This window comes from Sorangium sp. So ce426 (assembly GCF_051475585.1).
GTDB lineage: Bacteria > Myxococcota_A > Polyangia > Polyangiales > Polyangiaceae > Sorangium > Sorangium cellulosum_B.
Genome location: NZ_CP150341.1, coordinates 5,469,684 through 5,492,110, shown reverse-complemented (window position 1 = coordinate 5,492,110; position 22,427 = coordinate 5,469,684). Strand labels below are relative to the sequence as shown.

Genomic DNA, 22,427 nt, shown 5'->3' with positions numbered 1-22,427 from the left:
GTTGCGGTGCGTCGCGGCGCGGCGCGGCTCCGCGTGGCGCACAAGAGCCCGCTAGCCGCGCGGCCCGGCGAGGATCTCGGCGGCGAGGAGATCGATGCGCGGCGCCGCGCGATCGGGGCAGGGGAGATCGGCCTCGCCGCGGAGCGGGCACAGCTCGCAGCGGCGCCCATCCATGACGAGGCCCGCCCGCATGCCCGCCGCGCGCGCGGCCGCCACGTCGCTCGGCGCGTCGCCGATCATCCAGCTCGCCGCCACGTCGAGATCGAGGTCGCGCGCGAGCGCCGTCAGCATGCCCGGCCGCGGCTTCCTGCAATCGCACGGGCCGATGAGCGCCGGATCGCCGCCCGGCCCGCCCTCGGGGTGGTGCGGGCACACCGCGAGCGCCGCGATCGCGACGCCGGCCTCGCTGAGCCGATCGACGAGCGCGCGGTTCGTGCGCTCGATCGCCCCCCACGGGACCTGGCCCTTCGCCGCGCCCGGCTGGTTGGTCGCGATCGCCAGCAGGAAGCCCGCGTCCGCGAGGCGCCGCAGGCCCTCGATCACGCCGGGGAGAATGCGGATCTGATCCGGATGAAACGCAGTCACGACGACGCCGAGCTCGTGATCGCGCACCACGTCGATGAGCGTGCCGTCGCGGTCGAGCAGGATCCCGCGCCTCGCCACGCGGCGCTCAGCTCTCGGCCACGAGCTGGAGGAGCCGCTCGCAGATGAGGTGGTGGTAGACCTCGTGGAAGCCCTCCACGTGCGGCGTCGACGTGTAGCCCGCCCGCGTCCTCGGCACGATCACGCTGGCGTCGGCCATCTGGCGCAGGGCGCCGCCGTCGTAGCCGACGAGCGCGACCACCTTGGCCCCCGTCTTCTTCGCGAAATCCGCGGCGGCGACGAGGTTCTGCGACCATGGGCCGGCGCGATCGGCGCCCGAGCCGCCGTGCACGCTCAGGCACACGAGCACGTCGCCCGCGACCATGCGGCCGTCGAGCTGCTCGAGGAAGATCCGGTTGAAGCCGACGTCGTTGGTGAGGGCGCTGAGGAGCGCCGCGTTGTCGCAGAGCGAGGTGCACTTGAAGCGCCGCTTGCCATCGACCCACGTGAACTTGGCGATGTCGCAGGCGAGGTGGCTCGCGTTGGCCGCCGAGCCGCCGTTGCCGCACGTGTAGATGGTGCGATCGCTCCGGTACGCCTCGAAGAGGATCTCGATGACGCGAGCCATGTCGTCGGGGCTCGTCGCGAGGGCGATCTCGGACGTCTCGCGGAGGTACTTTTCGACGAAGTCGTGCGTGCTCTGAGGCATGGCCGATCTATAGCCAGAGTCCCGCTGAAATGCCCAGCGGGAGGGGTGCGCCGGCGCGCCCGCTCACGATCGGTGCAGGTTCGCGACGATGCGCGCGCCGTCGAGATCGAAGCGGAAGCGCAGGACGCGCAGGCCCTTCGCGGCGAGCGCCTCCAGCACCCGGCGCCGCTCCGCCGGCCGGACGTAGAACATGAAGAAGCCTCCGCCGCCGGCCCCCATCAGCTTGCCGCCGAGCGCCCCCGCGCCTCGAGCGATCTCGTAGATCTCGTCGAGGACTTCGTCGGTCATCTTGGACGCGAGCTTACGCTTCTGGGTCCAGTGGGCGTGGAGGAGCTCGCCGTAGTCGTCGAGCCTGCCCGTGACGAGGATGCGGTGCACGTCGCGGCCGATCTCCTTGATGCGGTGCATCCGCTCGACCACCGCGGGCTCCAGGTCTTGCAGCCGCCGGCCCTGCTCCGAGAGCACGATCCTGGCCGGCCTTTCGACGCCGCTCCACACGATGAGCAGGTTGCTCTCGAGCTCGTCCAGCACCTCGTCGCGGACGGGGACGGGCTCGACGTGCACCGAGCCGTCCGGAGAGAACGTGAACGCCGTGACGTTGCCGTAAGCGGCGATGTACTGGTCCTGCTTGCCGATCGGCTCTCCGAGGCGCTCGATCTCGATGGAGCAGGCCTCGCGGGCGAGCTGCTCGGACGACACGAAGTCGCGCTTGTACGTGTGCAGGGCATTGAGGAGGGCGACCGTGAACGAGCTCGACGAGCCGAGGCCCGAGTTCGCCGGGAGATCCGCGACGCTCGTGAGCTCGATCGAGTGCTCGATTCCCAGCATCCGGAGCGCTTCCCGGAAGATCGGGTGCTCGATCGCGTCGACCGAGGGGACGATCTCGGTCTTGGAGTACGCGAGGCGGATGTCCCGGTGGAAGCGCTTGTTGGCCGTCACGTAGATGTACTTGTCGATGGCGGCCGACACGAGGTAGCCGCCGAAGCGGCCGGAGTACGCGGGCAGATCGGTCCCGCCGCCGCCGAGGGAGAAGCGGACCGGGGCGCGAGAGACGATCATCCCCGCTCCTCCGTCGCGGCCGCGGTCGCGAGGGCGGCCTCGAGATCGCGGAGGCCCTGCTCGGAGCCGATCTCGTGGAAGCGCGCCGCGACCGCGAAGGCCCGGAGGAGGCCGCGCGCCGCGAGGTCGCGCTGCACGACCTCGAAGCCGAGCGGCGCGTCGGCCGGCAGCGCCTCGACGACCTCGCGGCGGAGCGCGGTGGCGCCGTAATCGATGTGATCGAGCGCAGGGTCGGGCGGCGCGCCCGCGCGCCGCTTCTCGTAACGCACCACCAGGTCGCCCGAGACCGCGGCGTTCGACGCCTCGAACCGACCCTCGTTCCGGTACACGGCCATCGTTCCGAGCGCGCCGGGGTGTGTGCGGAGGTCCCGGAGCGGGGCCAGGTAGTCGAAGGGGAGGTAGGAGTCGCCGTAGGTCATAAGGAACACGGGGGCCAGCCGGGGCAGCGCGCGGCGCAGCGCGCCGGCCGTGCCCAGGAGATCGGGGCCGTCGTCGGCATAATGGAGCGGCAGGCCCGCGAACCGGTCGCCCATCGCCCGTCGAACGGCGTCGCCGAGGTGGCCCACGCAGAGGACCACCTCACCAAAGCCCGCTGCGGCGAGCCGCTCGAGGAGCCACGCCCCGAACGGCCGCCCGGCCACGGGCAGCAGGAATTTCGGGGTGCGCTCCGTCCGGGGGCGCATCCGGGTGCCGAGTCCGCCGGCGAGGATCACGGCTTGAGGAGGTGAGGCGTCGGCGCGCACGGGGAGGACCTACCATAGACGACGGTCGCCTTCGGGGCGTCTCCAGCGCTCCCCGCAGGCGGCTCGGAGAAAAACGTCGCCACAAACTGTACGGCCGTTCAGGAGGCGGTTACGGTGCGCGCCATGACCAACAAGGACCTCGCTCCGCATCTTCTCCGGACGTTGGTTGCCCTCCAGAGCGAGGGCAAGACGGTGACCCTCGACACATTGACCACGGCCCTTCAGGTGCGTCGGACCGACGTTCGCCGGGCGATCACCGCCCTGCACCGCGAGGGGTATCTCGACGTTCTCAGCATGCGGCTGACGCTCCGCGGGCTCGCCCTCGGCGCGGCCTTTGCGGCGTCGCAGCTCCGCCCGTTGCGCCGCGCGTCGCTCCGCGCCGTCAAGGCTGCTTGAGCACACCCACAGGGCCGCCACCCTGGCGCGGCTGTGAGCGGCGAGTCGACCTCTGCCCGAGCGTGCGGCCCATGCGTGCGGCCCATGCGTGCGGCCCATGCGTGCGGCCCATGCGTGCGGACGGAGGGGCCCGACATGATCTCTCGATGCGTTTCAGATCTTGCCAGCATTTCATTTGATAAAACGGCAAATTCACACCGAACGCGCGCGGCCCCAGCCAGGGATCCGGCGCCCGGTCGCGAGCGCCGACCGGCGCAGGAACACCTGGTTTCTACGGCCTTTGCGGGCCACTGTGCGTGGAAGACGTTGACATTCCGAGGGATTCATGAGACGGCGGCTGCGTGATATCCGATGTCGAGATCGAGAATGAGATTCGCGCTTCCGTGGCCGAGTTCCTGGAGGGCATGAGAGCGCTGGTCCGTAAGGACGTTCTCCGGACCGCCGCGCGGTACCTGCAAGTCGACATCAGCGCCGCTGGGATATCGACCGGGCCGGCCGCGACTCCTGCCAAGCCGGTCCGCAAGGGCGAGCGCGCTCCGGCGCCGAGCCGCCCGGCCGCGCCTCCCCGCAGCGCCCCGTCGCCCAAGAAGCCGACGCGCGCTGCGCCGCGCAAGAAGGCGGCCGCGCCTCGGACGAGCGGAGGTGGCGCGCGTCCGGCCGTCGCTGCGCCGAAGTCGCGCGCCGCGCGCACCCCGGCGCCCGCCGTCGCGGCCCCCGTGAAGGCCGCCGATCAGGCCGCTCCGGCGAGCCCGGTGAACCCCGCGAGCCCGGCGAGCCTTCCGTCCGGGAGCTCTGGGGACGAGATCGCCGAGGCGCTGCTCGCCCATGTGGAGATCGAGCCTGGGCAAGGGATCGACGACCTTGCGTTGGCGATGGGGACCCCTGCGGCGGAGCTCCAGGAGCCGCTCAAGAAGCTCCTTGCGGAGAACAAGATCACCGAGGAGCTGCGTCAAGGCCAGGCGTCGTATTACCCGGCCTGAGCGACCTCGGTGGGCCGGTCAGCCAGGCACGAGCGTTGCTTGGATCCGGCCGTGGGCCGTCCGGTCGGCGCGGGCACGGACGCGGGCACCGGCACGGCGACGCCCTGCGCGATGCGGGCGATGGACCGAGCGAGCCCTGCTGGCGCTGTCCGGCCTGAGCCCGGCGGTTTCCGCCTCACAGCTGGCGAACCCGGCGATGCCGTCGCCGCGCACTCGACGCGGACCCGGGGCCCCGGTACCCTGCCGGTCCAGGCGCTTTCCGGATGACTCCCGCGCACGAACAGATTCTCAACGTCCTGCTCGGCTATCTCTCGGCGATGAACGCAGAGGGAGTCCTGCTCCGGGCCATGCGGGAGGCGGAGATCCGGCCCGAGGCGTTCTCGCTCGACGACCTCCCCGACATCCTTCCGAGCATCGAGCGCCGAGCCCGCCTCTATGTGGATCCGACGCGGCTCGGTCGGCTGAGGTCGGAAATTTCGGCGATTGGCGGCGAACGACCTTCGCGGCGCTCGAAGGTCATGGTCATCCACGTGGAGGCCGACATCAGCGAGGCGCGCCTGAGCGCGAAGGCCGTTTGTGATGCGGCCGGCGCAAAGAGCTTCACGTCGCACAAGGTCGCGACCATCGTCAGCGAGCTCGCGCGAAATATCGTCCATTATACCCCTGGCGGGACGATCGAGCTCGCGGTGCAGCGCGACAGCCCGGTCCGATTCCTCATCGTCGCCGTGGATGAGGGCGCAGGCATCCAGAACCTGCAGGAGATCCTCGCCGGGCGCTACAAGAGCAAGACCGGTATGGGGCGCGGCATCATCGGGGTCAAGCGGCTGGCCGATCGCTTTCATATCGACTCGGGGCCGAAGGGCACGCGGGTGGAGATCGAGGTCCACCTGTGAAGCTCTCCGTGGAGTACGCGATCCTCCCCAAGGACGGAGAGCTCGTGAGCGGCGACGCCGCGTTCGTGCGGGCCGGGGAGGACGGCGTCCTCTTCGCGGTCATCGACGCCCTCGGCCACGGCGAGCACGCGGCGGCCGCGGCGAACGTCGCGCTCAAGGCGCTCGCCGACGCGCCGAGCGGCGAGGACGTCCGCGCCCTCATCGATCGCCTCCACGCGCGGCTCCGCGGCACCCGCGGCGCCGCCGGCATGATCTGTCGCTTCCGGGAGGGGCGGCTCCAGGGCTGCGGCATCGGCAACGTCGAGCTGATGTCGCACGGCACGCGCGTGCAGTGGCTCCAGAGCCCGGGCATCCTCGGCGCATCGCTCAGCAAGGTCCGGATCTTCGATGCGCAGCTCGCGCGGGGCGACCGGCTCGTCGTGTTCACCGACGGGGTCTCCCCTCGCTTCGATCTATCGCTGTTTCGTGGAATGAAGGCCGCGGATGCCTGCCGCGCCCTCATGAGCCGACACCGGCGCTCGCACGATGACTCAACGGTCTTGATCGCCGACATCGAACCTTAGGATGACCATGGAGCTCAAGCGCCTTCCCATCATCAACCTGTGGGACCGGATCCTGGTGCCCATCCAGGGGGACGTGACCGATGACCTCGCGGAGCAGCTGAACACCGAGGTGCTGCGGGCCATCCACGAGAGCGGCGCGAAGGGGCTGGTCATCGATCTCACGGCCGTCTGGATCATGGATAGCCACCTGTGCGCGGTGCTCTCGAACCTGGCCTCCGCCGCGCGGCTCATGGGCACACCGACCATCCTGTCCGGGCTGAGCCCCGAGATAGCGATGACGCTCCAGGCCATGGGGGTCGAGCTCGAGGCCGTGAAGACGGCGCTGACGCTCGAGCAGGCGCTCACGATGCTCGGGCTCGAGGTGCGCCGGGCCGAGGCGCGCGACGAGGACGACGACGAGGACGACGACGACCTGTTCGACGACGAGGACGAGGAAGACGAGGACGACGACGGGTGGGAGGCGGACGACCGCGGCGACCCCCGCCGAGCGCCGACGAACGGGCGGTCCGCTCGGCCCGCGACGAGCATCGATCGGCGGCAGAGCGCGAAGAGCCGGCTCAGGCGCCGCTGAGGACGCGCGTGCGCGTGCGCGTCCACGACGACACGACGACACGACGCCCGAGGCCGCGCGCGCGTCCACGACGACATCGAGGCATCGACACGCCGAACGCGCCCTCGTGACGGCGGGGTGACGGTGATTGTCCGGGTGGGCAACGCCGTGGGTCCCTGGTATGCCTCACGACCGCTCTCCGGGCGATCACCATGGACAAGCTGGATTGCCTCGCCGCCCCGCCGCCCAAGCAGCGGGGGATCTTCTGCAACCGGACGCTGAATCTCCGTTCGATCAAGGCGATCGGATACGACATGGATTACACGCTGATCCACTACCGGGTGGAGGCGTGGGAGCGTCGGGCCTATGAGCACCTCCGGCATCTTCTGGAGAGCGAGGGCTGGCCGGTCGGGGACCTGACGTTCGAGCCGGACCTCGTGATCCGAGGGCTCATCCTGGACACCGAGCTCGGCAACCTGCTCAAGGTGAACCGGTTCGGCTACGTGAAGCGGGCCTTCCACGGCACGAAGCCGATCGACTTCGAGACCCAGCGCGCGACCTACGCGCGGACGATCGTCGACCTCGCGGACGGGCGCTACGTCTTCCTGAACACGCTCTTCTCTCTGTCGGAGGGGTGCATGTACGCGAAGCTGGTCGATCTGCTCGATCAGCGCCGGCTGCCCGAGGTGCTCGGCTACAGCGACCTCTATCGCCGCGTGAAGGATCGCCTCGACGCGACGCACATGGAGGGGCAGCTGAAGGCCGAGATCATCGGGGATCCGGACCGGTTCGTGCTGCTCGATCCGGAGATCCCGCTCACGCTGCTCGACCAGCGGGAGGCGGGCAAGAAGCTCGTCCTGATCACGAACTCGGAGTGGGTCTACACGCGCGCGATGATGAGCTACGCGTTCGACCGCTTCCTGCCGGGCGGCATGACGTGGCGCGACCTGTTCGACGTCGTCATCGTCTCCGCGCGGAAGCCGGAGTTCTTCGCGAGCCGTAGCCCGCTCTTCGAGGTGGTCACGGAGGATGGCCTCCTGCGCCCGGCCGGCCGGTTGCGCGTGGGCGGGCACTACCTGGGCGGCAACGCGGGGCTCGTCGAGCACCACCTGGGGCTGTCCGGCGACGAGATCCTCTACATCGGCGATCACATCTATGGGGATGTGCATGTGTCGAAGAGCGCCTTGCGTTGGCGGACGGCGCTCATCATCCGGGAGCTCGAGGACGAGATCCTCGCGATCGAGGAGGCGCGAGGGGCCGAGGTGCGCCTCGATCTCTGGATGCGGGAGAAGGAGGACGCGGAGCGCGTCTATGCCAGGCTGCGCCTGGAGCTCCAGCGGATGCGCGCCGGCTACGGGCCGGTCGCCGGGGCGACGGAGGGCGAGATCCAGGCGAAGATGAACGAGCTCAAGGCGAGCCTCGCGGCGCTCGACGCGCGGATCGCGCCGCTCGCGAAGGCGTCGGCCGAGACGTTGAACCCGAGGTGGGGGCTGCTGCTCCGCACGGGCAACGACAAGAGCCACCTGGCCCGGCAGATCGAGCGCTCGGCGGACATCTACACGTCCCGCGTCTCGAATTTCCTCCTGGCGACGCCTCACGTGCTGCTCCGCTCGCACCGCGGGAGCCTGCCGCACGATCCCATGGGCGCGCCGCCGGGCGCCGAGCGGCAGAACGGCGAGCCCGCCCCGGTCGACGACGCGACGCCCGTGGGTATGTAGGCTCCGCCGCCGGCCTGCCGCGCCTCAGGCTGCCGCGCCTCAGGCCGCGAGCCGCTGCGCGGCGCTGTCGAGGATGTCGAGGCACCCCGACAGGCTGTCGCAGAAGAGCAGCTCGCGCCGGAGGGCCGACGCGCCGGGGAGGCCGCGGAGATAGCCGGTCAGGTGGCGCCGGGTCACGCGCACGCCGTGCGGCTCGCCGCGCGCCTCGGTGTTCGCGATGAGGTGCGCGCGGCACAGGGCGAGCCGCTCCTCGGCCGTCGGCGGCGGGAGGTGCACGCCATCGTCGAGGAGGGCCCGGGCCTCGCGGAAGATCCAGGGGTGGTCGATGGCGGCGCGGCCGACCATCACGCCGGCGCAGCCCGTCTCGCGGAGGGCGCGGGCCGCGTCGTCGGCGGTCTTGATGTCGCCGTTCACCACGACAGGGATGGACACGACCTCGCGCGCCCGGGCGGCCCAGCCCCAGTCGGCCGCGCCGCTGTGCCCCATCTGGGCCGTGCGGCAGTGGATCGTGAGCGCGGCGACGCCGGCGTCCTCGAGGCGGCGCGCGAGGTCGACGATCGGCATATGGGACTCCGGTCCCCAGCCGACGCGCGTCTTCACGGTGACCGGGAGCGCGACCGAGCGCGTCACGAGCCGGGCCATCGCCACCATCGCCTCCGGATCGCGGAGCCAGCCCGCGCCCGCGCCTCGTCCGGCGATCTTCGGCACCCAGCAGCCGCAGTTGATGTCCAGGAACGCCGGTCCGGCCTGCTCGGCGACGCGCGCGGCCTCGGCGAGGCGCTCCGGGTTGGCGCCGTAGATCTGGATCGCCGTCGGCTGATCGCCGTCGGCCAGGGCGAGCTTGCGCCGCGCGGTCTTGCACCCGCGCAGCAGCCCCTCGACGTTGACGAACTCCGTCACGCACAGCTCGGCGCCGAGCTCCCGGCCGATGCGGCGGAACACGGCGTCCGTCACGTCCTCCATGGGCGCGAGGATGACGGGGCGGCTTGCGAACAGCCGGCGAAAGCTCTCGGGCGAGATCGGCACAGTGGCGAGCTTTCAAGCATGGATCCGGCCGGTTGACCAGGGCGACCGCCGCGGCCCGAGGCGTGAGGGCCCGCTGAGCTCGAGCCCGCGGCGCCGAGGCGCGAGCGGCGCGTTTCGCCTGATCGGCGCCGCGGGCCGGCGGCCAAGGCGACGAGCGAGACCCGAGCCCCGAGCTGCCCCCGGTTACCCCGCCGCGCCTCGGCGTCCCGCCACGCCGCTCCCCCGAGGCGCTGACAGGATTCATGACCTCACGGGCATGTGTGTGCACGGCGGACGAACACGGCATGTGGGGCGGCGAACGGTCATGTTGGTACGACATCCGGGGTGGGAGACCGCGGGCGGTGCAGCCAGGCATCGTGGCCGAGGAAACCTGCCGCACGAGAAGCCCATAACGCTCGCTTGACGTTCGGCGTGGCTCTGGCGACCCTCGAGATTGCCATGAAGCGCGCGCTGCTCCGAGAGGCTCTCCGCGCTGAGCGCTCGGCCGCGGCGCGCACGCTCAGAGAGCGCGAGACTCGCCCGCTCGGCACGCGGCGCAGCGCTCCGGGCGCCCACGACACGGAGAGCGTGCGTCGCGCGGTCCGCCGCGCTTTCCGGGTCGCGCTCTGGATATGGCCGGCATTCACGCTCGTCGACGTGTTCATGGCGACGGTGCTGTACCCCGCGGCGCCGGTGTGGCGCTGCATCGTCCTGCGCGTCGTCGAGCAGGCGCTCTCCCTCGCCGTGTACCGGCTCTCGGGGCGCCCGACGCTCTCGGGGCGCGTCGTGCTCCTCGGGTACGAGGCCGCGTTCCTCACCGCCGCGATCTTCATCTCGCTGATGGCGCTCGATTTCGGCGGCCTGACGAGCGCGTACATGCACGGGCTCTCCATCGTCGTGCTGCTCCGCACGGCGCTCGTGCCCGCGCCGTTCAGCAAGGCGCTCCTCGCCTCCGCGCCGATGTTCCTCGCCTTCCCGGCGACGATGGGCATCGCCGCGATCTTCTCCCCGTCGATCCTGGCGGCGTGGCTCGATCCGACGACGCTGCTCACGGCCGCGAGCCATTACATCTTCGTCCCTGCCTCGGGGGTGATCGGGGCGCTGTCGAGCCACGTCGTGTGGGCCGCGCAGCAGCAGGTTTATCAGGCGCGCAAGCTGGGCAGGTACCGGCTCGAGGCGCCGATCGGCAAAGGGGGGATGAGCGAGGTCTGGCTCGCGTGGGACGAGACGCTCCACCGCGACGTCGCCCTCAAGCTCCTCCGGACGCGGGACGCGCCGGACCCGGCGGTGCCGAAGCGCTTCGAGCAGGAGGCGCACGCGGCGAGCAAGCTCAGCGATCCGCACACCATCCGGATCTTCGACTTCGGAGCGAGCGACGACGGCATCTATTACATCGCCATGGAGCACCTGCGCGGGGCCGATCTCGCCGCGATCGTGCGCAGCTACGGCCCCATGCCCGTGGCGCGCGCCCTGCGCTTCGCCCTGCAGGCCTGCCGCTCGCTCATCGAGGCGCACGAGGCCGGGATCATCCACCGGGACATCAAGCCGCAGAACCTCTTCGTCACCCGCGTTGGCGACGATCACGACTTCCTCAAGCTGCTCGACTTCGGCGTCGCGCGGATGGTCGAGGGCGGCCGCGACGCCGAGCTCACGAACAGCGGCATGCTCTGCGGGACGCCCGCCTACATGGCACCGGAGGTGTGTCGCGGCGATCGGGCGGATGCGCGCAGCGATATCTACTCGCTCGGGGGCACGCTCTACTTCCTGCTCACCGGGGAGCTGCCGTTCGAGGGCTCGTCGTCGGGGCAGCTCTTCGTCGCCCACATGACGAAGGCGCCCCTCGCGCCGTCGGTGCGGGGCGGCCCGACCGTCCCTCGCGCGGTCGACCGCCTCGTCCTGCGGTGCCTCGCCAAGGACCCGCGTCACCGCTTCCAGAGCGCGCGGGCGCTGTCCGATGCGCTCCTCCCGCTGCTCGACGAGTCTGCCTGGACCGCGGCCGACGCGGAGCGCTTCTGGGTGACCGAGCGCGCGGAGAAGCTCGGGCGCCCGGAAGCGCCGCTCGAGCGCCCCACCGCGGCGCGCGGGGGCTCGACGCGGACCGCCTCCGCCCGGTAGCGCCAGCGCACCGTCGCGCCGCGCGGGCGGCCTCCTATCTCACCTGCATGGGGAGGCACGTGGCGGTGCTACGTGAGAGGACCCGCTTCCTCGTAAGCCGCGTCCAGAGCCTCGTCGAGGCCGACGCCTGATCCCGGGTACCCCGGGACCGCTCGCAGACCCGTGCGGGCGATCCGGGGGCACCGCGGTGGCGGTCGAGGCCCCTCCGCGGCCGCGTGAGGGAGCCTCGACCCGTCAGGGGCCCGTCGCTTCATCGTCCGCTCATGACCCCTTGCCGGCGTCCCGCCGTGGCGAGGACCGAGCCGCGGCGGCGCCGCACCAGGGGCAGGGGCGCGGAGCGGGCGTCAGCAGGGCCTTCTCACGCGAACCGTGCTAGCGCGGCGTCCTACCAGCCGCAGCCGCCGCCCCAGCCGCCCCAGCCGCAGCCGCCGCCCCAGCCGCCCCACCAGGGCCGGAAGCCCCAGCCGCCCCAGCCCCAGGGCCGGAAGCCCCAGCCGCCCCAGCCCCAGGGCCGGAAGCCCCAGGGCCGGAAGCCCCAGCCGCCGCCCCACCAGCGCGCCGCGTCGGGCTTCTCGCCGACGCCCTCCTCGCCGGTCGGGGCCGCCGCGCCGGGGTCCACGGCGCCGACATCGGGCGCGCCGGGGGCCGGCGCGCTGGCGCTTGCTGCGCCGGGGTCCGTGGCGCTCTCGTCCATCGCCGGATTCGCGCTCGACTCCTGATCAGCGGAATCCGCCTCTTCGGCCTGGAACGCCTGCTTCGCCTCGTCGGTCTCGCTCATCACGTCGTCTGTGGGCGCGTCCGACGTCGTCGCCTCGGCCATGCAACCAGCCGCGGAGAGGGCCGTCGAGAGGGCGATGAGCGATGCGAACTTCGTCAATTGGCTCATGTTCCCGTTCTCCTGTGCACATCAATCCATGTCGAATGGAGTCATCGCCCGTCATGGCGACGAGCTTTGACACGCGGGGACCTGAGATCCCCCGCCGCACGATCATGTGTGGTGTTCGGGAGGTGATGTCGATTACCGCAGAAAGGACACCTGAGACACCATGGACGCTTTCTGCGAGGCCGTGCGCCGCGAGGGAAGCGCCACGCGCTCCTTCCGGGAGGGAGCGAGCCGCGGCCGCCCGGGAGAGCGCGAGCCGCGGCCGCGCGGCGCTCGCCGGCCTCCCACGTGCTCCGGCGGCTGCGCGCGCTCTTCGCAGATCCCGGGCGCCGGACTGCGACGCTGGCGAGGACCGGGCGCGGGGAGGCTTGTCCTCATGAGGCTTCGGCGGTGGTGCCTGGAGCGACAAACGGGTTGAAACCCCAGAAAAGAGCAGGAATTTGAGCCGCCAAGCGCGCCAAGGACGCCAAGATTGTGTGTTGTTCTTGGCGTCCTTGGCGCCTTGGCGGCTCATTTCTCGCTCGATCAACGTGATCGGTGTCCTGGAATGCGAACAGCTCGATCAACGGAGATGAATCGGATGGCGCGGAGCACCCGGGCGTCGGCCGCGAGGGACCGTCGCGCGGCGAAGGATGCTTCATGAAGGCTCGCGCGATCGTGTCGTCCGCCAGGATCTCCAGCGTGAAGGGTGATGGGGGAGAGCCGCGCGACCGCGTCTCCGGAGCACATGCTCCCGCGGTTCGCACAGGAGATCGTCTGGGCCACCATCGGACCCGTCCACGACACATCCCGTCCCGTCCTGGTCGATGATCGGGTGCGAAGAGCGATGGATTCGAGCGAGGAAAACGGTGGACTGGACAGCCTGGGAGCGACGCGTGGGAGCGGCCCGCGAAGGGGCCTCGTGTCCACACGTCGATGACCGTGCAGGGAAGGGGGGAGAAGAGCGCGATTGCGCCGTCGATCGCGCGCGGGGAGCCCCGTGAGGGGCTCGCCCGAGGCCGCCTGGAGGGAGCGCTCAGCCCGCGAGCTTCGCGCGGACCGCCTCGCCCATCCCCTGGGTCGACAGCTTGCCGCCGAGGTCCGCCGTCCGTGCGCCGCCGGCGATGGCCTGCGCCACCGCGCGCTCGAGCACGGCCGCCTCCTTGTCGAGCCGCAGCGAGTGCCGGAGCAGCATCGCGGCGCTCAGGATCGTCCCGATCGGGTTGGCGAGCCCCTTGCCGGCGATGTCGGGCGCCGAGCCGTGGATTGGCTCGTAGACCCCGCGCGTCCCATCACCCAGCGACGCGCTCGGGCAGAGCCCCAGCGAGCCAGCGAGCACGGCGGCCTCGTCGGTCAGGATGTCGCCGAACATGTTCTCGGTGACGATGACGTCGAACGCCGCGGCCGAGGTGATGAGCCGCATCGCGCACGAGTCGACGAGCTGGTGCTCGATGCGGATCTCCGGGTGGCGGGCGGCGACCTCGGTCGCCACCGTGCGCCAGAGCCGCGACGACTCGAGGACGTTCGCCTTGTCGACGGACGTGACGAGGCGCCTGCGCGACGACGCGAGGCGGAACGCGAGCTCGACGACGCGCTGGATCTCCTCGTCGGTGTACTCGAGCGTGTCGACCGCGCGCCGGCGCCCGTTCACCTCCTCGCGGAGGCGCGGCTTGCCGAAGTAGAGCCCGCCGGTCAGCTCACGGACGACAAGGATGTCGACGTCCGCGAGCCGCTCCGCCTTGAGGGGAGAGGCCTGGATGAGCTCCGGGAACAGGCGGATCGGCCGCAGGTTGGCGTACAGGCCGAGCCCCTGGCGCAGGGCGAGCAGCCCCTGCTCGGGGCGGACGCTCGCGCTCGGGTTGTCCCACTTGGGGCCGCCGACGGCGCCGAGCAGGACGGCGTCCGCCGCGCGGCACGCGTCGAGCGTCTCCTGCGTCAGCGCCGTGCCGGTCGCGTCGATGGCGCACCCGCCGATGAGGTGCTCTGAGTAGCTGAAGCTGTGGCCGAACTGGGCGGCGACAGCGTCGAGGGTGGCGCGGGTTTCGGCGACCACTTCGACGCCGATGCCGTCGCCGGGCAAAAGAACGATATTGGCCTTCATGCGACCTCGCTGGCAGGCAACGTGGATGTGTACTGCTGTGGCTCTCTCGCTGCGAGCGTGAGCCCATACTCGATCCCGTCCGCGAGCGCATGCCAGGACGCATCGATGATGTTCGTCGACGCGCCGACGGTGCTCCACTGGCGATGCGCGTCGCGGCTGTTGATGAGCACGCGCGTCGTCGCCGAGGTGCCGTCGCGCCCGTCGAGGATACGCACCTTGTAGTCGACGAGCTGGATGTCACGCACGGCCGGGAACACGGGCGCGAGCGCCTTGCGGAGCGCGCCGTCGAGCGCGTTGACGGGGCCGGACCCCTCGGCCGCCGTGATCACCACCTCGTCGTCGACCGCGATCTTGATCATCGCCTCGGCGAAGGTGCCGACGCCCTCGCGCTGGCCCGCGATGACCTTGAAGTCGAGCAGCCGGAACGGCGGCTTGTAGCCCGGCGAGCTCCGGCGGAGCAGCAGCGCGACGGACGCCTCGGCCGCCTCGAACGACGAGCCGCGCGCCTCGCGCTCCTTGATCTGCTCCAGCACCTCGACCTCGGCGCCCGTCGGCACCTCGAGCCCGAACTCCTCGGCCTTGCTGAGGAGGTTGCCGCGGCCCGACAGCTCGCTGACCACGGTCCGCATCGCGTTGCCGACGAGCGCGGGATCGATGTGCTGGTAGGACGCGGGCTCGCGCCGCATCGCCGCGACGTGCACGCCGCCCTTGTGCGCGAAGGCGCTCCGCCCGACGTAGGCCATGTGATCGTCGGGGGAGAGGTTCGCCACGTCGGCGACGTAGTGCGAGAGCTCGGTGAGCCCGCGGAGCGCCCCGTCCGGGAGCGCCCGGAGGTCGAGCTTGAGCTCCAGGTTCGGGATGATCGCGCAGAGGTTCGCGTTCCCGCAGCGCTCGCCGTAGCCGTTGATGGTGCCCTGGACGTGGCGGGCGCCTCCGCGCACGGCGGCGATCGAGTTGGCGACCGCGCACTCGCCGTCGTTGTGGGCGTGGATGCCGAGCGGGTGGCCCAGCGCCGCCTTCATCTCGGCCACGACCGCCTCGATCTGCCAGGGCATCGAGCCGCCGTTCGTGTCGCAGAGCGTGACAACCTCCGCCCCGCCGCGCACGGCGGCGCGCAGCGTCTCGGTCGCGTACGACCGGTCGAGCGCGAACCCGTCGAAGAAGTGCTCGGCGTCGTAGATCACGCGGCGGCCGTGCGCGCGCAGGAAGGCGATGGTCTCCTCGATCATCCGGAGGTTCTCGTCGAGCGTCGTGCGCAGCACCGCCGTCACGTGCTGGACCGAGCTCTTGCCGAAGATCGTGCAGACGCTCGTCCCGGCGGCGAGCAGCGCGCGCAGCCCGGGGTCGTCCTCGGGGGCCAGCGAGGCCCGGCGCGTCGAGCCGAACGCGGCGATCTTCGCGTGCTTCCACTCGATGTCCTTCGCACGCTCGAAGAACTGCGCGTCCTTCGGGTTCGAGCCAGGCCACCCGCCCTCGATGAAGGTCAGGCCGAACGCGTCGAGGTGGCGCGCGATGTGCAGCTTGTCCTCGCACGCGAGCGAGATGCCCTCGCGCTGGGTGCCGTCCCGTAGCGTTGTGTCGTAGACGTCGACGCGGTCCGAGGGGCGGGCGCCCTGCTCCGCGCCGTTATGAGGCGGATTCATAAGGTTCGACTTCCTTGTGCAGCGAGATCGGGTCGCCGAGCTCGTCGCCCCCCTCGGGGGCCTCCTGGGCTCGGCGCACGGCCCTACCTCGCGGTCTCGACGGCGGCGCCGTGGCCGCTCTGGTTGCTCTCTGACGCCGCCGCGTCGTCCTTGGGCTCGACGCCGTAGGTCGCGAGGAGCCGGTTCAGGGCGGTGAGGTACGCCTTCGCGCTGGCCACCAGGATGTCGGTGTCAGCGCCGTGGCCGTGGAAGACGCGCGCCGCGGCGTCGTGCTGCGGGTGCCGCTTGCTCGACGTCGCGTCCGCCCGGACGCGGACGCTCACCTCGCCGAGCGCGTCGATGCCCTCGGTCACCGCGTGCACCGAGAACTCGAGGAGGCTGCTCGGCACGCGGACGATCTCGTCGATCGCCCGGTAGGCGGCGTCCACCGGCCCGGTGCCGATCGCGGCGCGGACGTGCAGCGCCCCGTCCGGCCCGCGGAGGCGGACGGTGGCGGTGGGCATGCCCGTGGTCCCGCAGGCGACCTGGAGCGCGTCGAGCGTGTAAAGATCGTCGGCCTGCGCCCGCGTGGTCGAGACGATCGCCTCGATGTCGGGATCGGTGACGTGCTTCTTCTTGTCCGCGAGCGCCTTGAAGCTGGCGAACGCCGCCGCGAGCTGGGCCTCGTCGAGGTGGTAGCCGAGCTCCTCCAGCCGGTTGCGGAGCGCGTGCCTGCCCGAGTGCTTGCCGAGGACGAGCCGGGTCTGCGTCACCCCGACCATCTCCGGCCGCATGATCTCGTACGTCTCCTGGTGCTTCAGCATCCCGTCCTGGTGGATGCCGGACTCGTGCGCGAAGGCGTTGGCGCCGACGATCGCCTTGTTCGGCTGGACGTTGAAGCCCGTGGCCGCGCTGACGAGGCGGCTCACGGTGGCGATCTGGGTCGTGTCGATCCCGGTGCGCAGCCCGAAGACGGCCCGGCGCGTGGCGAGCGCCATGACGATCTCCTCGAGCGCGGTGTTGCCGGCGCGCTCGCCGATGCCGTTGATGGTCACCTCGGCCTGGCGCGCGCCCGCGCGGATGCCCTCCAGCGCGTTGGCCGTCGCGAGCCCGAGGTCGTTGTGGCAGTGGACCGAGACGATGGCGCGGTCGATCCCCGCGACGTTCTTGCGGATCCCGGCGATGAGCGCGCCGAACTCGCTCGGGATGGTGTACCCGACGGTGTCCGGGATATTGAGCGTGGTGGCCCCGGCGGCGATCGCGGCCTCGAGCACCTGGTAGAGGAACTCCGGCTCGCTCCGGCCGGCGTCCTCGGGGCTGAACTCCACGTCGGCGCACAGGTCGCGCGCGTACGCGACCATGGCCCGCACGCGGTCGAGCACCTCGGCCCGGGTCATCCGGAGCTTGTGCTTGAGGTGGATGTCGCTCGTGGCGAGGAAGGTGTGGATCCGGGGGTGCGCGGCCCGGGCCACGCCCTCCCACGCCTTGTCGATGTCGACCTTGGTGGCGCGGGCGAGGGCGCAGATGATCGGCGGGGTCGCGGCGGGGCGGCCGGGGACCGCTGCCGCACCCACGCGCTCGGCGATCGTCTGGACGGCGAGCAGATCGTCGGGGGAAGCGGCGGGGAAGCCCGTCTCGATGACGTCGACGCCGAGCTTCGCCAGCGCGAGCGCGATCTCGAGCTTCTCCGACGATGTCATCGTCGCGCCCGGCGACTGCTCGCCGTCGCGCAGCGTCGTGTCGAAGATGCGGACGTAATCGGACGGGGGCATCGCTTGATTCGCAATCATCTCAGGCATGGTGTTCTCCGCCGCCTCCCACGAGTGGAGAGGCTCAGTCGCCGGGCTTGATGGTGACGGGATCGATGAACGGCATCATCTTGCGCAGGTTGGCGCCCACGATCTCGAGCCGCTGCTCCCGCTCCTTCGCCCGCGTCGCGTCGAACTTCGGCCGGCCCGCCTCGTTCTCCGCGATCCACTTGCGCGCGAACTCTCCGCTCTGGATCTCGGCGAGGATGCGCTTCATCTCCTCGCGCGTCTTGTCGGTGATGACCCGCGGGCCCGACACGTAGTCGCCGTGCTCGGCGGTGTCGCTGATCGAGTACCGCATGTAGTTGAGGCCGCCGCGGTACATGAGGTCGACGATGAGCTTGAGCTCGTGCAGACACTCGAAGTACGCGATCTCCGGCTGGTAGCCGGCGTTGACGAGCGTCTCGAAGCCGGCCTTCACGAGCTCGCTCGCGCCGCCGCAGAGCACCGCCTGCTCGCCGAAGAGGTCGGTCTCGGTCTCCTCCGCGAACGTCGTGAGGAGCACCCCGGCGCGCGACGCGCCGATGCCCTTGGCGTACGCGAGCGCCTGGGCCTCCGCCTTGCCGCTCGCGTCCTGGTGGACGGCGAGGAGGGCCGGGACGCCGCCGCCGGCCTCGAACGTCTCGCGCACCCGGTGGCCGGGGCCCTTCGGGGCGATCATCGACACGTCGACCGACGGGGGGGGCGTGATCGTGTTGAAGCGGATGTTGAACCCGTGCGCGAACATGAGCGTCTTGCCCGGGCCGAGGTGCGGCGCGATCTGCTCGTTGTAGATGCGCGCCTGCGACGTGTCGGGGGCGAGGATCATGATGACGTCGGCGGCCTTCGCGGCCTCGGACACCGTGGCCACCTGCAGCCCCGCGGCCTGCGCCTTGGGCCGGCTCTTGCTGCCCTCGGGCAGGGCGACGATCACCGTGACGCCGCTGTCGCGCAGGTTCAGCGCGTGCGCGTGCCCCTGGGAGCCATAGCCCACGATCGCGACCTTCTTGCTCTGGATGAGCGAAAGATCCGCGTCGTTATCGTAAAAAATCTTAGCCATCTCTCTCTCCTTACAACCGGGACCCGCACCTCGCGGCTCCCGTCCTTCACGTCGTTCACGTCCCGCGCGCGCTATTTACACCGTCTTACACCGTCGCTACACCGTCGTCATACCGTCACGATGCGCCGTTCTCGGCCGTGCGCACGGGGATCGAGTCGAACCGGGCCTCGGCCTCCTCGGCGCCGCGGGTCATCACGATCATCCCGGTCCGCACCATCTCGATGATCCCGAACGGGCGGAGCACATCGAGCAGGCCTTCGATCTTGTCGCCGGTCCCGGTGATCTCGATGGTCAGCGCCTCGGGGGCGACATCGACGGTGCGCGCGCGGAACACCTCGCAGAGCTGGAGCACCTGCGCCCGGCTCGTCGCGTCCGCCTTCACCTTGATGAGCGCGAGGTCGCGCGCGACCGAGGCGGTGTGGGTGACGTCCCGGACCCAGAGGGTGTTGACCAGCTTGTAGAGGTTCGCCTCCAGGCGCCGCGCCCCGTCCTCGTCCGCCTCGAGGACCAGGGTCAGGCGCGAGATCCCGGCGATGTGGGTGCGCCCGACGCTCAGCGACTCGATGTTGTAGGCGCGCCGCCGGAAGAGGGACGCGACGCGGTTGAGCACGCCGGGGCGGTCTTCGACGTAGGCGATGAACGTGCGCAGGATGGGTCGATCCATGGATGCCTCTTGAAAGTCCCTCTTGTCTGTGGTGCGCCCGGCTCCGGCCGCGGCGCGCTCGGGCGCGCCCCGCCCGTCCGACGGGCGCACGCTCACGCTGGAGCGCGCGCCCAGGGCGCGTGGGTCTGCTGGCGCGTTCACGGGTCCTCCCCGGTCTCCACGATGGGGCTCGGGCGCCGGATCATGTCGTTCAGGTCGGCGCCGGCGGGGACCATCGGATAGACGCTATCCTCCTGCTCCACGCGGAAGTCGACGACCACGGTGCCCGGCGTGGCGCGGGCGCGCTCCACGGCCGCGGCGATCTCCTCGCGCTTCGTGACGCGGATGCCGGTCAGCCCGTGGGCCTCGGCGAGCTTCACGAAATCCGGGCTGCGCATCGGGGTCGCCGAGTAGCGCCGGTTGTAGAAGAACTCCTGCCACTGCCGCACCATGCCGAGGTAGCCGTTGTTGATGACGGCCACGTGGACCTTGAGCCCCTCCTGCGCGCAGGTCGAGAGCTCGCACGCGGTCATCTGGAAGCCGCCGTCGCCCACGACCACCCAGATCTCGTCCTCCGGCTTCGCGAAGCGCGCGCCGATCGCCGCCGGCAGGGAGAAGCCCATCGTGCCGAGCCCGCCCGAGGTGATGAGCTTCCGCGGGTAATCGTGCTTGTAGTACTGCGCTTCCCACATCTGGTGCTGGCCGACGTCGGTTACCACAAGCGCCTTGCCGTCGGTGAGCCGCCAGAGGTCGTGCAACACGTGCGCGGCGTACAATTTCTCGTTGTACGGCAATTGTTGAATGTCACGGACCGCCGAGTCGCCCTTCAGCAGGTTGATGCGATCGACCCACGGGCCGCGGTCGCGCTGCTTGCACCCGGGGATGAGCGACAGCAGCGTGTCCCGGACGTCGCCGATGAGGCCGACATCGACCTTGACATTCTTGTTGATCTCGGACCGGTCGATCTCGACGTGGATCTTCTTCGCCTTGACGGCGTAGGTCTTGAGGTTGCCGGTCACGCGGTCGTCGAAGCGCATCCCGAGCGCGATGAGGAGGTCGGCCTCCTGGATGGCGTTGTTCACCCACGCCTCGCCGTGCATCCCCATCATGCCGAGGCTGAGGGGGTGCTTCGCCGGGAAGCCGCCGAGGCCGAGCAGCGTGGAGGCGACGGGGATCCCCGTCTTCTCGACGAAGGCGAGGAGCTCGCGCGTCGCCTCGGCCCTGACGATGCCCTGACCGGCCAGGATGAGCGGCCGCTCGGCCTCGTCGATGAGGTCGATCGCCTTCTCGATGTCCGTCTGGACGGCGTGCTGCGAGGGGCGGTAGCCGGGCAAGCGGACCTCGCCCTTCGGCGGCTCGAAATCGATCGACGCCTGCTGGGCGTCCTTGGTGATGTCCACGAGCACGGGGCCCGGGCGGCCCGAGCGCGCGATGTAGAACGCCTCGCGGAGGGTGGGGGCGATGTCCTCCACGTCGGTCACGAGGTAGTTGTGCTTGGTGATGGGCAGGGTGACGCCCGTGATGTCCGTCTCCTGGAACGCGTCGGTCCCGAGCAGCTTGGAGGACACCTGCCCGGTGATACAGACGATCGGCGAGGAGTCGAGCATCGCGGTCGCGATCCCGGTGACGAGGTTCGTCGCGCCCGGCCCCGAGGTGGCGACGCACACGCCGACCCTGCCCGAGGCGCGCGCGTACCCGTCCGCCATGTGCGCCGCGCCCTGCTCGTGCCGGACGAGCACATGGCGGATCGGGTAACCGAGGATCGTGTCGTAGGCGGGCATGATCGCGCCGCCCGGATAGCCAAAGACCACGTCCACGCCTTCGCGGACGAGGACTTCCCAGATAATCTGTGCACCGGTTCGTTTCATAATTCCCGACTCCATCGAGTCACGCGGGTGAAGGTGGGGCCCATGGGGGGCGCCTTGGCCGCGGGGTTCCGCCGTTTCTCAGAGGCTCAGCAACTTAGGCGATCGCGCGCTGCAGATCCTCCCGAGGGCCGCCGCCGCTGCTCTCCTCGCGGCGGATCGCGTCGAGCACCCTGCGCGCGTCGTCGAGCGACACGACGCGGGAGCTGCCCGGCGCGCTCGCCGGCTTGGCGCGCAGATCAGCGCGCTGGTCCATGTTGGAGCGCGCGGAGGGCGGGTCGGCATGGAACTCGAACGAGGCCTCCGCGGCGTCGCCGTGCGGGCGCGCGCCCACGAGGCGCGTCGAGGAGCGCTGGGGCGCGCGGACGGCGCCCCCGCTGGCTCGGGCGCGGATCTCGTCGACGAGCGCCTCGAACTCCTCTCGCACGGCGCTCGACGCGACGGGCACCCCACATCCCGCGGCGACGAGCTCGGCGAGCTCCGCGATGCGCTGGCCGACGGCCTCGATCGAGGCGTCCTCCCGATTCTTCCTCGAATGTTCCTTGCTCACCTGATCCTCCTTCGACGACGGCTGCTCTCCGTGAACCCTCAGGCCGAAAAAAACGAAAGCCCCCGGACCATCTCGGTGCGGGGGCCTATCTCCATGCTGTCTCAGCTCAGAGCGGCGGCCCGCAACCGTTCCCGACGCGAATCAGCCCGACGACGTCAACTAGGCTGATGAGCGCAGGAATGACTAGGCCCGCTAGGAGCCCGACGGAAACGCCGCCTTCGACGACGACGGACGAACGCGCCGTCGAGGACGCCAACGAAGCGGGGTGCACAACCTTCTCAGCGAGGGTCCCATCGCCGGAGGCGTGGGCGCTGGCGGTGCACATCGGCTTCTGCATGGCGTAGATGCTTCTACCCTACAGAGCTGCTGCGTCGCGTCAAGTTGTTTCTTTACAGATCGCTTGTTTCTGCGGCATTTCGTGCAGTTTTTTGTTCGAGCGCGCGCACGTGAACCACGTGATGTTCAGCACGGATCGGCGCTGTCCGGGAGCTCGGTCTGCAGTGTCTCGAACGGCGATGCGCTGCGCTCGATGTGCACGGATGCGTCGCTCGAGCGCGACGCCGGGCGAGTCGAGCGAGGCGCGCCGAGCGCGTCGCGCGCGAGCGCGCGCAAGCGAGGGCGCGG

21 protein-coding genes are annotated in these 22,427 nt (G+C 70.7%); 7 read left to right on the top strand and 14 right to left on the bottom strand.

Features of this window, described 5'->3' with window-relative positions:
* Positions 1 to 51: 51 nt before the first annotated feature.
* The 4 genes from WMF44_RS20380 to WMF44_RS20365 all read right to left on the bottom strand — a co-directional run bounded on the left by WMF44_RS20380 (position 52) and on the right by WMF44_RS20365 (position 3,093).
* Positions 52 to 663, bottom strand: a complete 612-nt coding sequence (locus tag WMF44_RS20380) for a D-glycero-alpha-D-manno-heptose-1,7-bisphosphate 7-phosphatase (RefSeq protein ID WP_437300784.1) — start codon at positions 661 to 663, stop codon at positions 52 to 54.
* Positions 664 to 670: 7 nt separating this feature from the next.
* Positions 671 to 1,291 carry a D-sedoheptulose-7-phosphate isomerase gene (locus WMF44_RS20375; protein ID WP_437300783.1) on the bottom strand — a complete coding sequence of 207 codons (621 nt, stop codon included), beginning with the start codon at positions 1,289 to 1,291 and terminating at the stop codon, positions 671 to 673.
* Between the two features lie 63 nt (positions 1,292 to 1,354).
* Positions 1,355 to 2,350, bottom strand: a complete 996-nt coding sequence (locus tag WMF44_RS20370; protein WP_012236376.1) for a GHMP family kinase ATP-binding protein — start codon at positions 2,348 to 2,350, stop codon at positions 1,355 to 1,357.
* Positions 2,347 to 3,093, bottom strand: coding sequence for a nucleotidyltransferase family protein (locus WMF44_RS20365; protein ID WP_437300782.1), 747 nt, complete (start codon positions 3,091 to 3,093; stop codon positions 2,347 to 2,349). The genes WMF44_RS20370 and WMF44_RS20365 overlap by 4 nt, the downstream gene beginning before the upstream one ends.
* Positions 3,094 to 3,216: 123 nt before the next feature.
* On the opposite strand from WMF44_RS20365, the gene WMF44_RS20360 reads away from it, so the two are divergent.
* The 6 genes from WMF44_RS20360 (at position 3,217) to WMF44_RS20335 (ending at position 8,193) form a co-directional block, all read left to right on the top strand.
* On the top strand, positions 3,217 to 3,489 hold the full coding sequence (locus WMF44_RS20360) for a hypothetical protein (protein WP_437300781.1): 273 nt from the start codon (positions 3,217 to 3,219) through the stop codon (positions 3,487 to 3,489).
* Between the two features lie 383 nt (positions 3,490 to 3,872).
* Complete coding sequence (locus WMF44_RS20355; RefSeq protein ID WP_049876294.1) at positions 3,873 to 4,469, top strand: hypothetical protein; 597 nt, start codon at positions 3,873 to 3,875, stop codon at positions 4,467 to 4,469.
* Between the two features lie 317 nt (positions 4,470 to 4,786).
* Positions 4,787 to 5,362 carry an ATP-binding protein gene (locus tag WMF44_RS20350; protein ID WP_437300780.1) on the top strand — a complete coding sequence of 192 codons (576 nt, stop codon included), beginning with the start codon at positions 4,787 to 4,789 and terminating at the stop codon, positions 5,360 to 5,362.
* Positions 5,359 to 5,925 (top strand): SpoIIE family protein phosphatase, encoded by a 567-nt coding sequence (locus tag WMF44_RS20345; RefSeq protein WP_012236371.1) that lies wholly within the window; start codon positions 5,359 to 5,361, stop codon positions 5,923 to 5,925. Before WMF44_RS20350 ends, WMF44_RS20345 begins: the two co-directional genes overlap by 4 nt.
* A gap of 7 nt (positions 5,926 to 5,932) precedes the next feature.
* On the top strand, positions 5,933 to 6,496 hold the full coding sequence (locus WMF44_RS20340; RefSeq protein ID WP_437300779.1) for an STAS domain-containing protein: 564 nt from the start codon (positions 5,933 to 5,935) through the stop codon (positions 6,494 to 6,496).
* A 191-nt stretch (positions 6,497 to 6,687) separates the two neighbouring features.
* Positions 6,688 to 8,193: an HAD-IG family 5'-nucleotidase gene (locus WMF44_RS20335; protein WP_437300778.1), complete on the top strand. Its 1,506-nt coding sequence runs from the start codon at positions 6,688 to 6,690 to the stop codon at positions 8,191 to 8,193.
* Positions 8,194 to 8,232: 39 nt separating this feature from the next.
* Here the strand turns inward: WMF44_RS20335 and dusB are convergent, their stop codons facing one another.
* Positions 8,233 to 9,219 carry a tRNA dihydrouridine synthase DusB gene (gene dusB, locus WMF44_RS20330; protein WP_437300777.1) on the bottom strand — a complete coding sequence of 329 codons (987 nt, stop codon included), beginning with the start codon at positions 9,217 to 9,219 and terminating at the stop codon, positions 8,233 to 8,235.
* A gap of 567 nt (positions 9,220 to 9,786) precedes the next feature.
* Here dusB and WMF44_RS20325 point away from each other — a divergent pair.
* Positions 9,787 to 11,313 carry a serine/threonine-protein kinase gene (locus tag WMF44_RS20325; protein WP_437300776.1) on the top strand — a complete coding sequence of 509 codons (1,527 nt, stop codon included), beginning with the start codon at positions 9,787 to 9,789 and terminating at the stop codon, positions 11,311 to 11,313.
* Between the two features lie 385 nt (positions 11,314 to 11,698).
* Here the strand turns inward: WMF44_RS20325 and WMF44_RS20320 are convergent, their stop codons facing one another.
* The 9 genes from WMF44_RS20320 to WMF44_RS20280 form a co-directional block, all read right to left on the bottom strand.
* The gene (locus WMF44_RS20320) at positions 11,699 to 12,199 is read right to left on the bottom strand and encodes a hypothetical protein (protein ID WP_437300775.1); all 501 of its coding nucleotides are present in this window, start codon (positions 12,197 to 12,199) and stop codon (positions 11,699 to 11,701) included.
* A gap of 1,012 nt (positions 12,200 to 13,211) precedes the next feature.
* Complete coding sequence (gene leuB / locus WMF44_RS20315) at positions 13,212 to 14,276, bottom strand: 3-isopropylmalate dehydrogenase (protein ID WP_437300774.1); 1,065 nt, start codon at positions 14,274 to 14,276, stop codon at positions 13,212 to 13,214.
* Positions 14,273 to 15,919 (bottom strand): citramalate synthase, encoded by a 1,647-nt coding sequence (gene cimA, locus WMF44_RS20310; RefSeq protein ID WP_437300773.1) that lies wholly within the window; start codon positions 15,917 to 15,919, stop codon positions 14,273 to 14,275. Before cimA ends, leuB begins: the two co-directional genes overlap by 4 nt.
* Before the next feature lie 83 nt (positions 15,920 to 16,002).
* A complete protein-coding gene (locus WMF44_RS20305) occupies positions 16,003 to 17,697 on the bottom strand; it encodes a 2-isopropylmalate synthase (RefSeq protein WP_437300772.1) in 1,695 nt (564 codons plus the stop codon).
* 34 nt (positions 17,698 to 17,731) lie between these two features.
* Complete coding sequence (gene ilvC / locus WMF44_RS20300) at positions 17,732 to 18,745, bottom strand: ketol-acid reductoisomerase (RefSeq protein WP_437300771.1); 1,014 nt, start codon at positions 18,743 to 18,745, stop codon at positions 17,732 to 17,734.
* Between the two features lie 115 nt (positions 18,746 to 18,860).
* On the bottom strand, positions 18,861 to 19,409 hold the full coding sequence (gene ilvN, locus WMF44_RS20295; RefSeq protein ID WP_437300770.1) for an acetolactate synthase small subunit: 549 nt from the start codon (positions 19,407 to 19,409) through the stop codon (positions 18,861 to 18,863).
* Between the two features lie 137 nt (positions 19,410 to 19,546).
* The gene (ilvB, locus tag WMF44_RS20290; protein ID WP_437300769.1) at positions 19,547 to 21,256 is read right to left on the bottom strand and encodes a biosynthetic-type acetolactate synthase large subunit; all 1,710 of its coding nucleotides are present in this window, start codon (positions 21,254 to 21,256) and stop codon (positions 19,547 to 19,549) included.
* Positions 21,257 to 21,350: 94 nt separating this feature from the next.
* Positions 21,351 to 21,803, bottom strand: coding sequence for a hypothetical protein (locus WMF44_RS20285; RefSeq protein WP_437300768.1), 453 nt, complete (start codon positions 21,801 to 21,803; stop codon positions 21,351 to 21,353).
* A 106-nt stretch (positions 21,804 to 21,909) separates the two neighbouring features.
* On the bottom strand, positions 21,910 to 22,140 hold the full coding sequence (locus WMF44_RS20280) for a hypothetical protein (RefSeq protein WP_437300767.1): 231 nt from the start codon (positions 22,138 to 22,140) through the stop codon (positions 21,910 to 21,912).
* Positions 22,141 to 22,427: the final 287 nt, after the last annotated feature.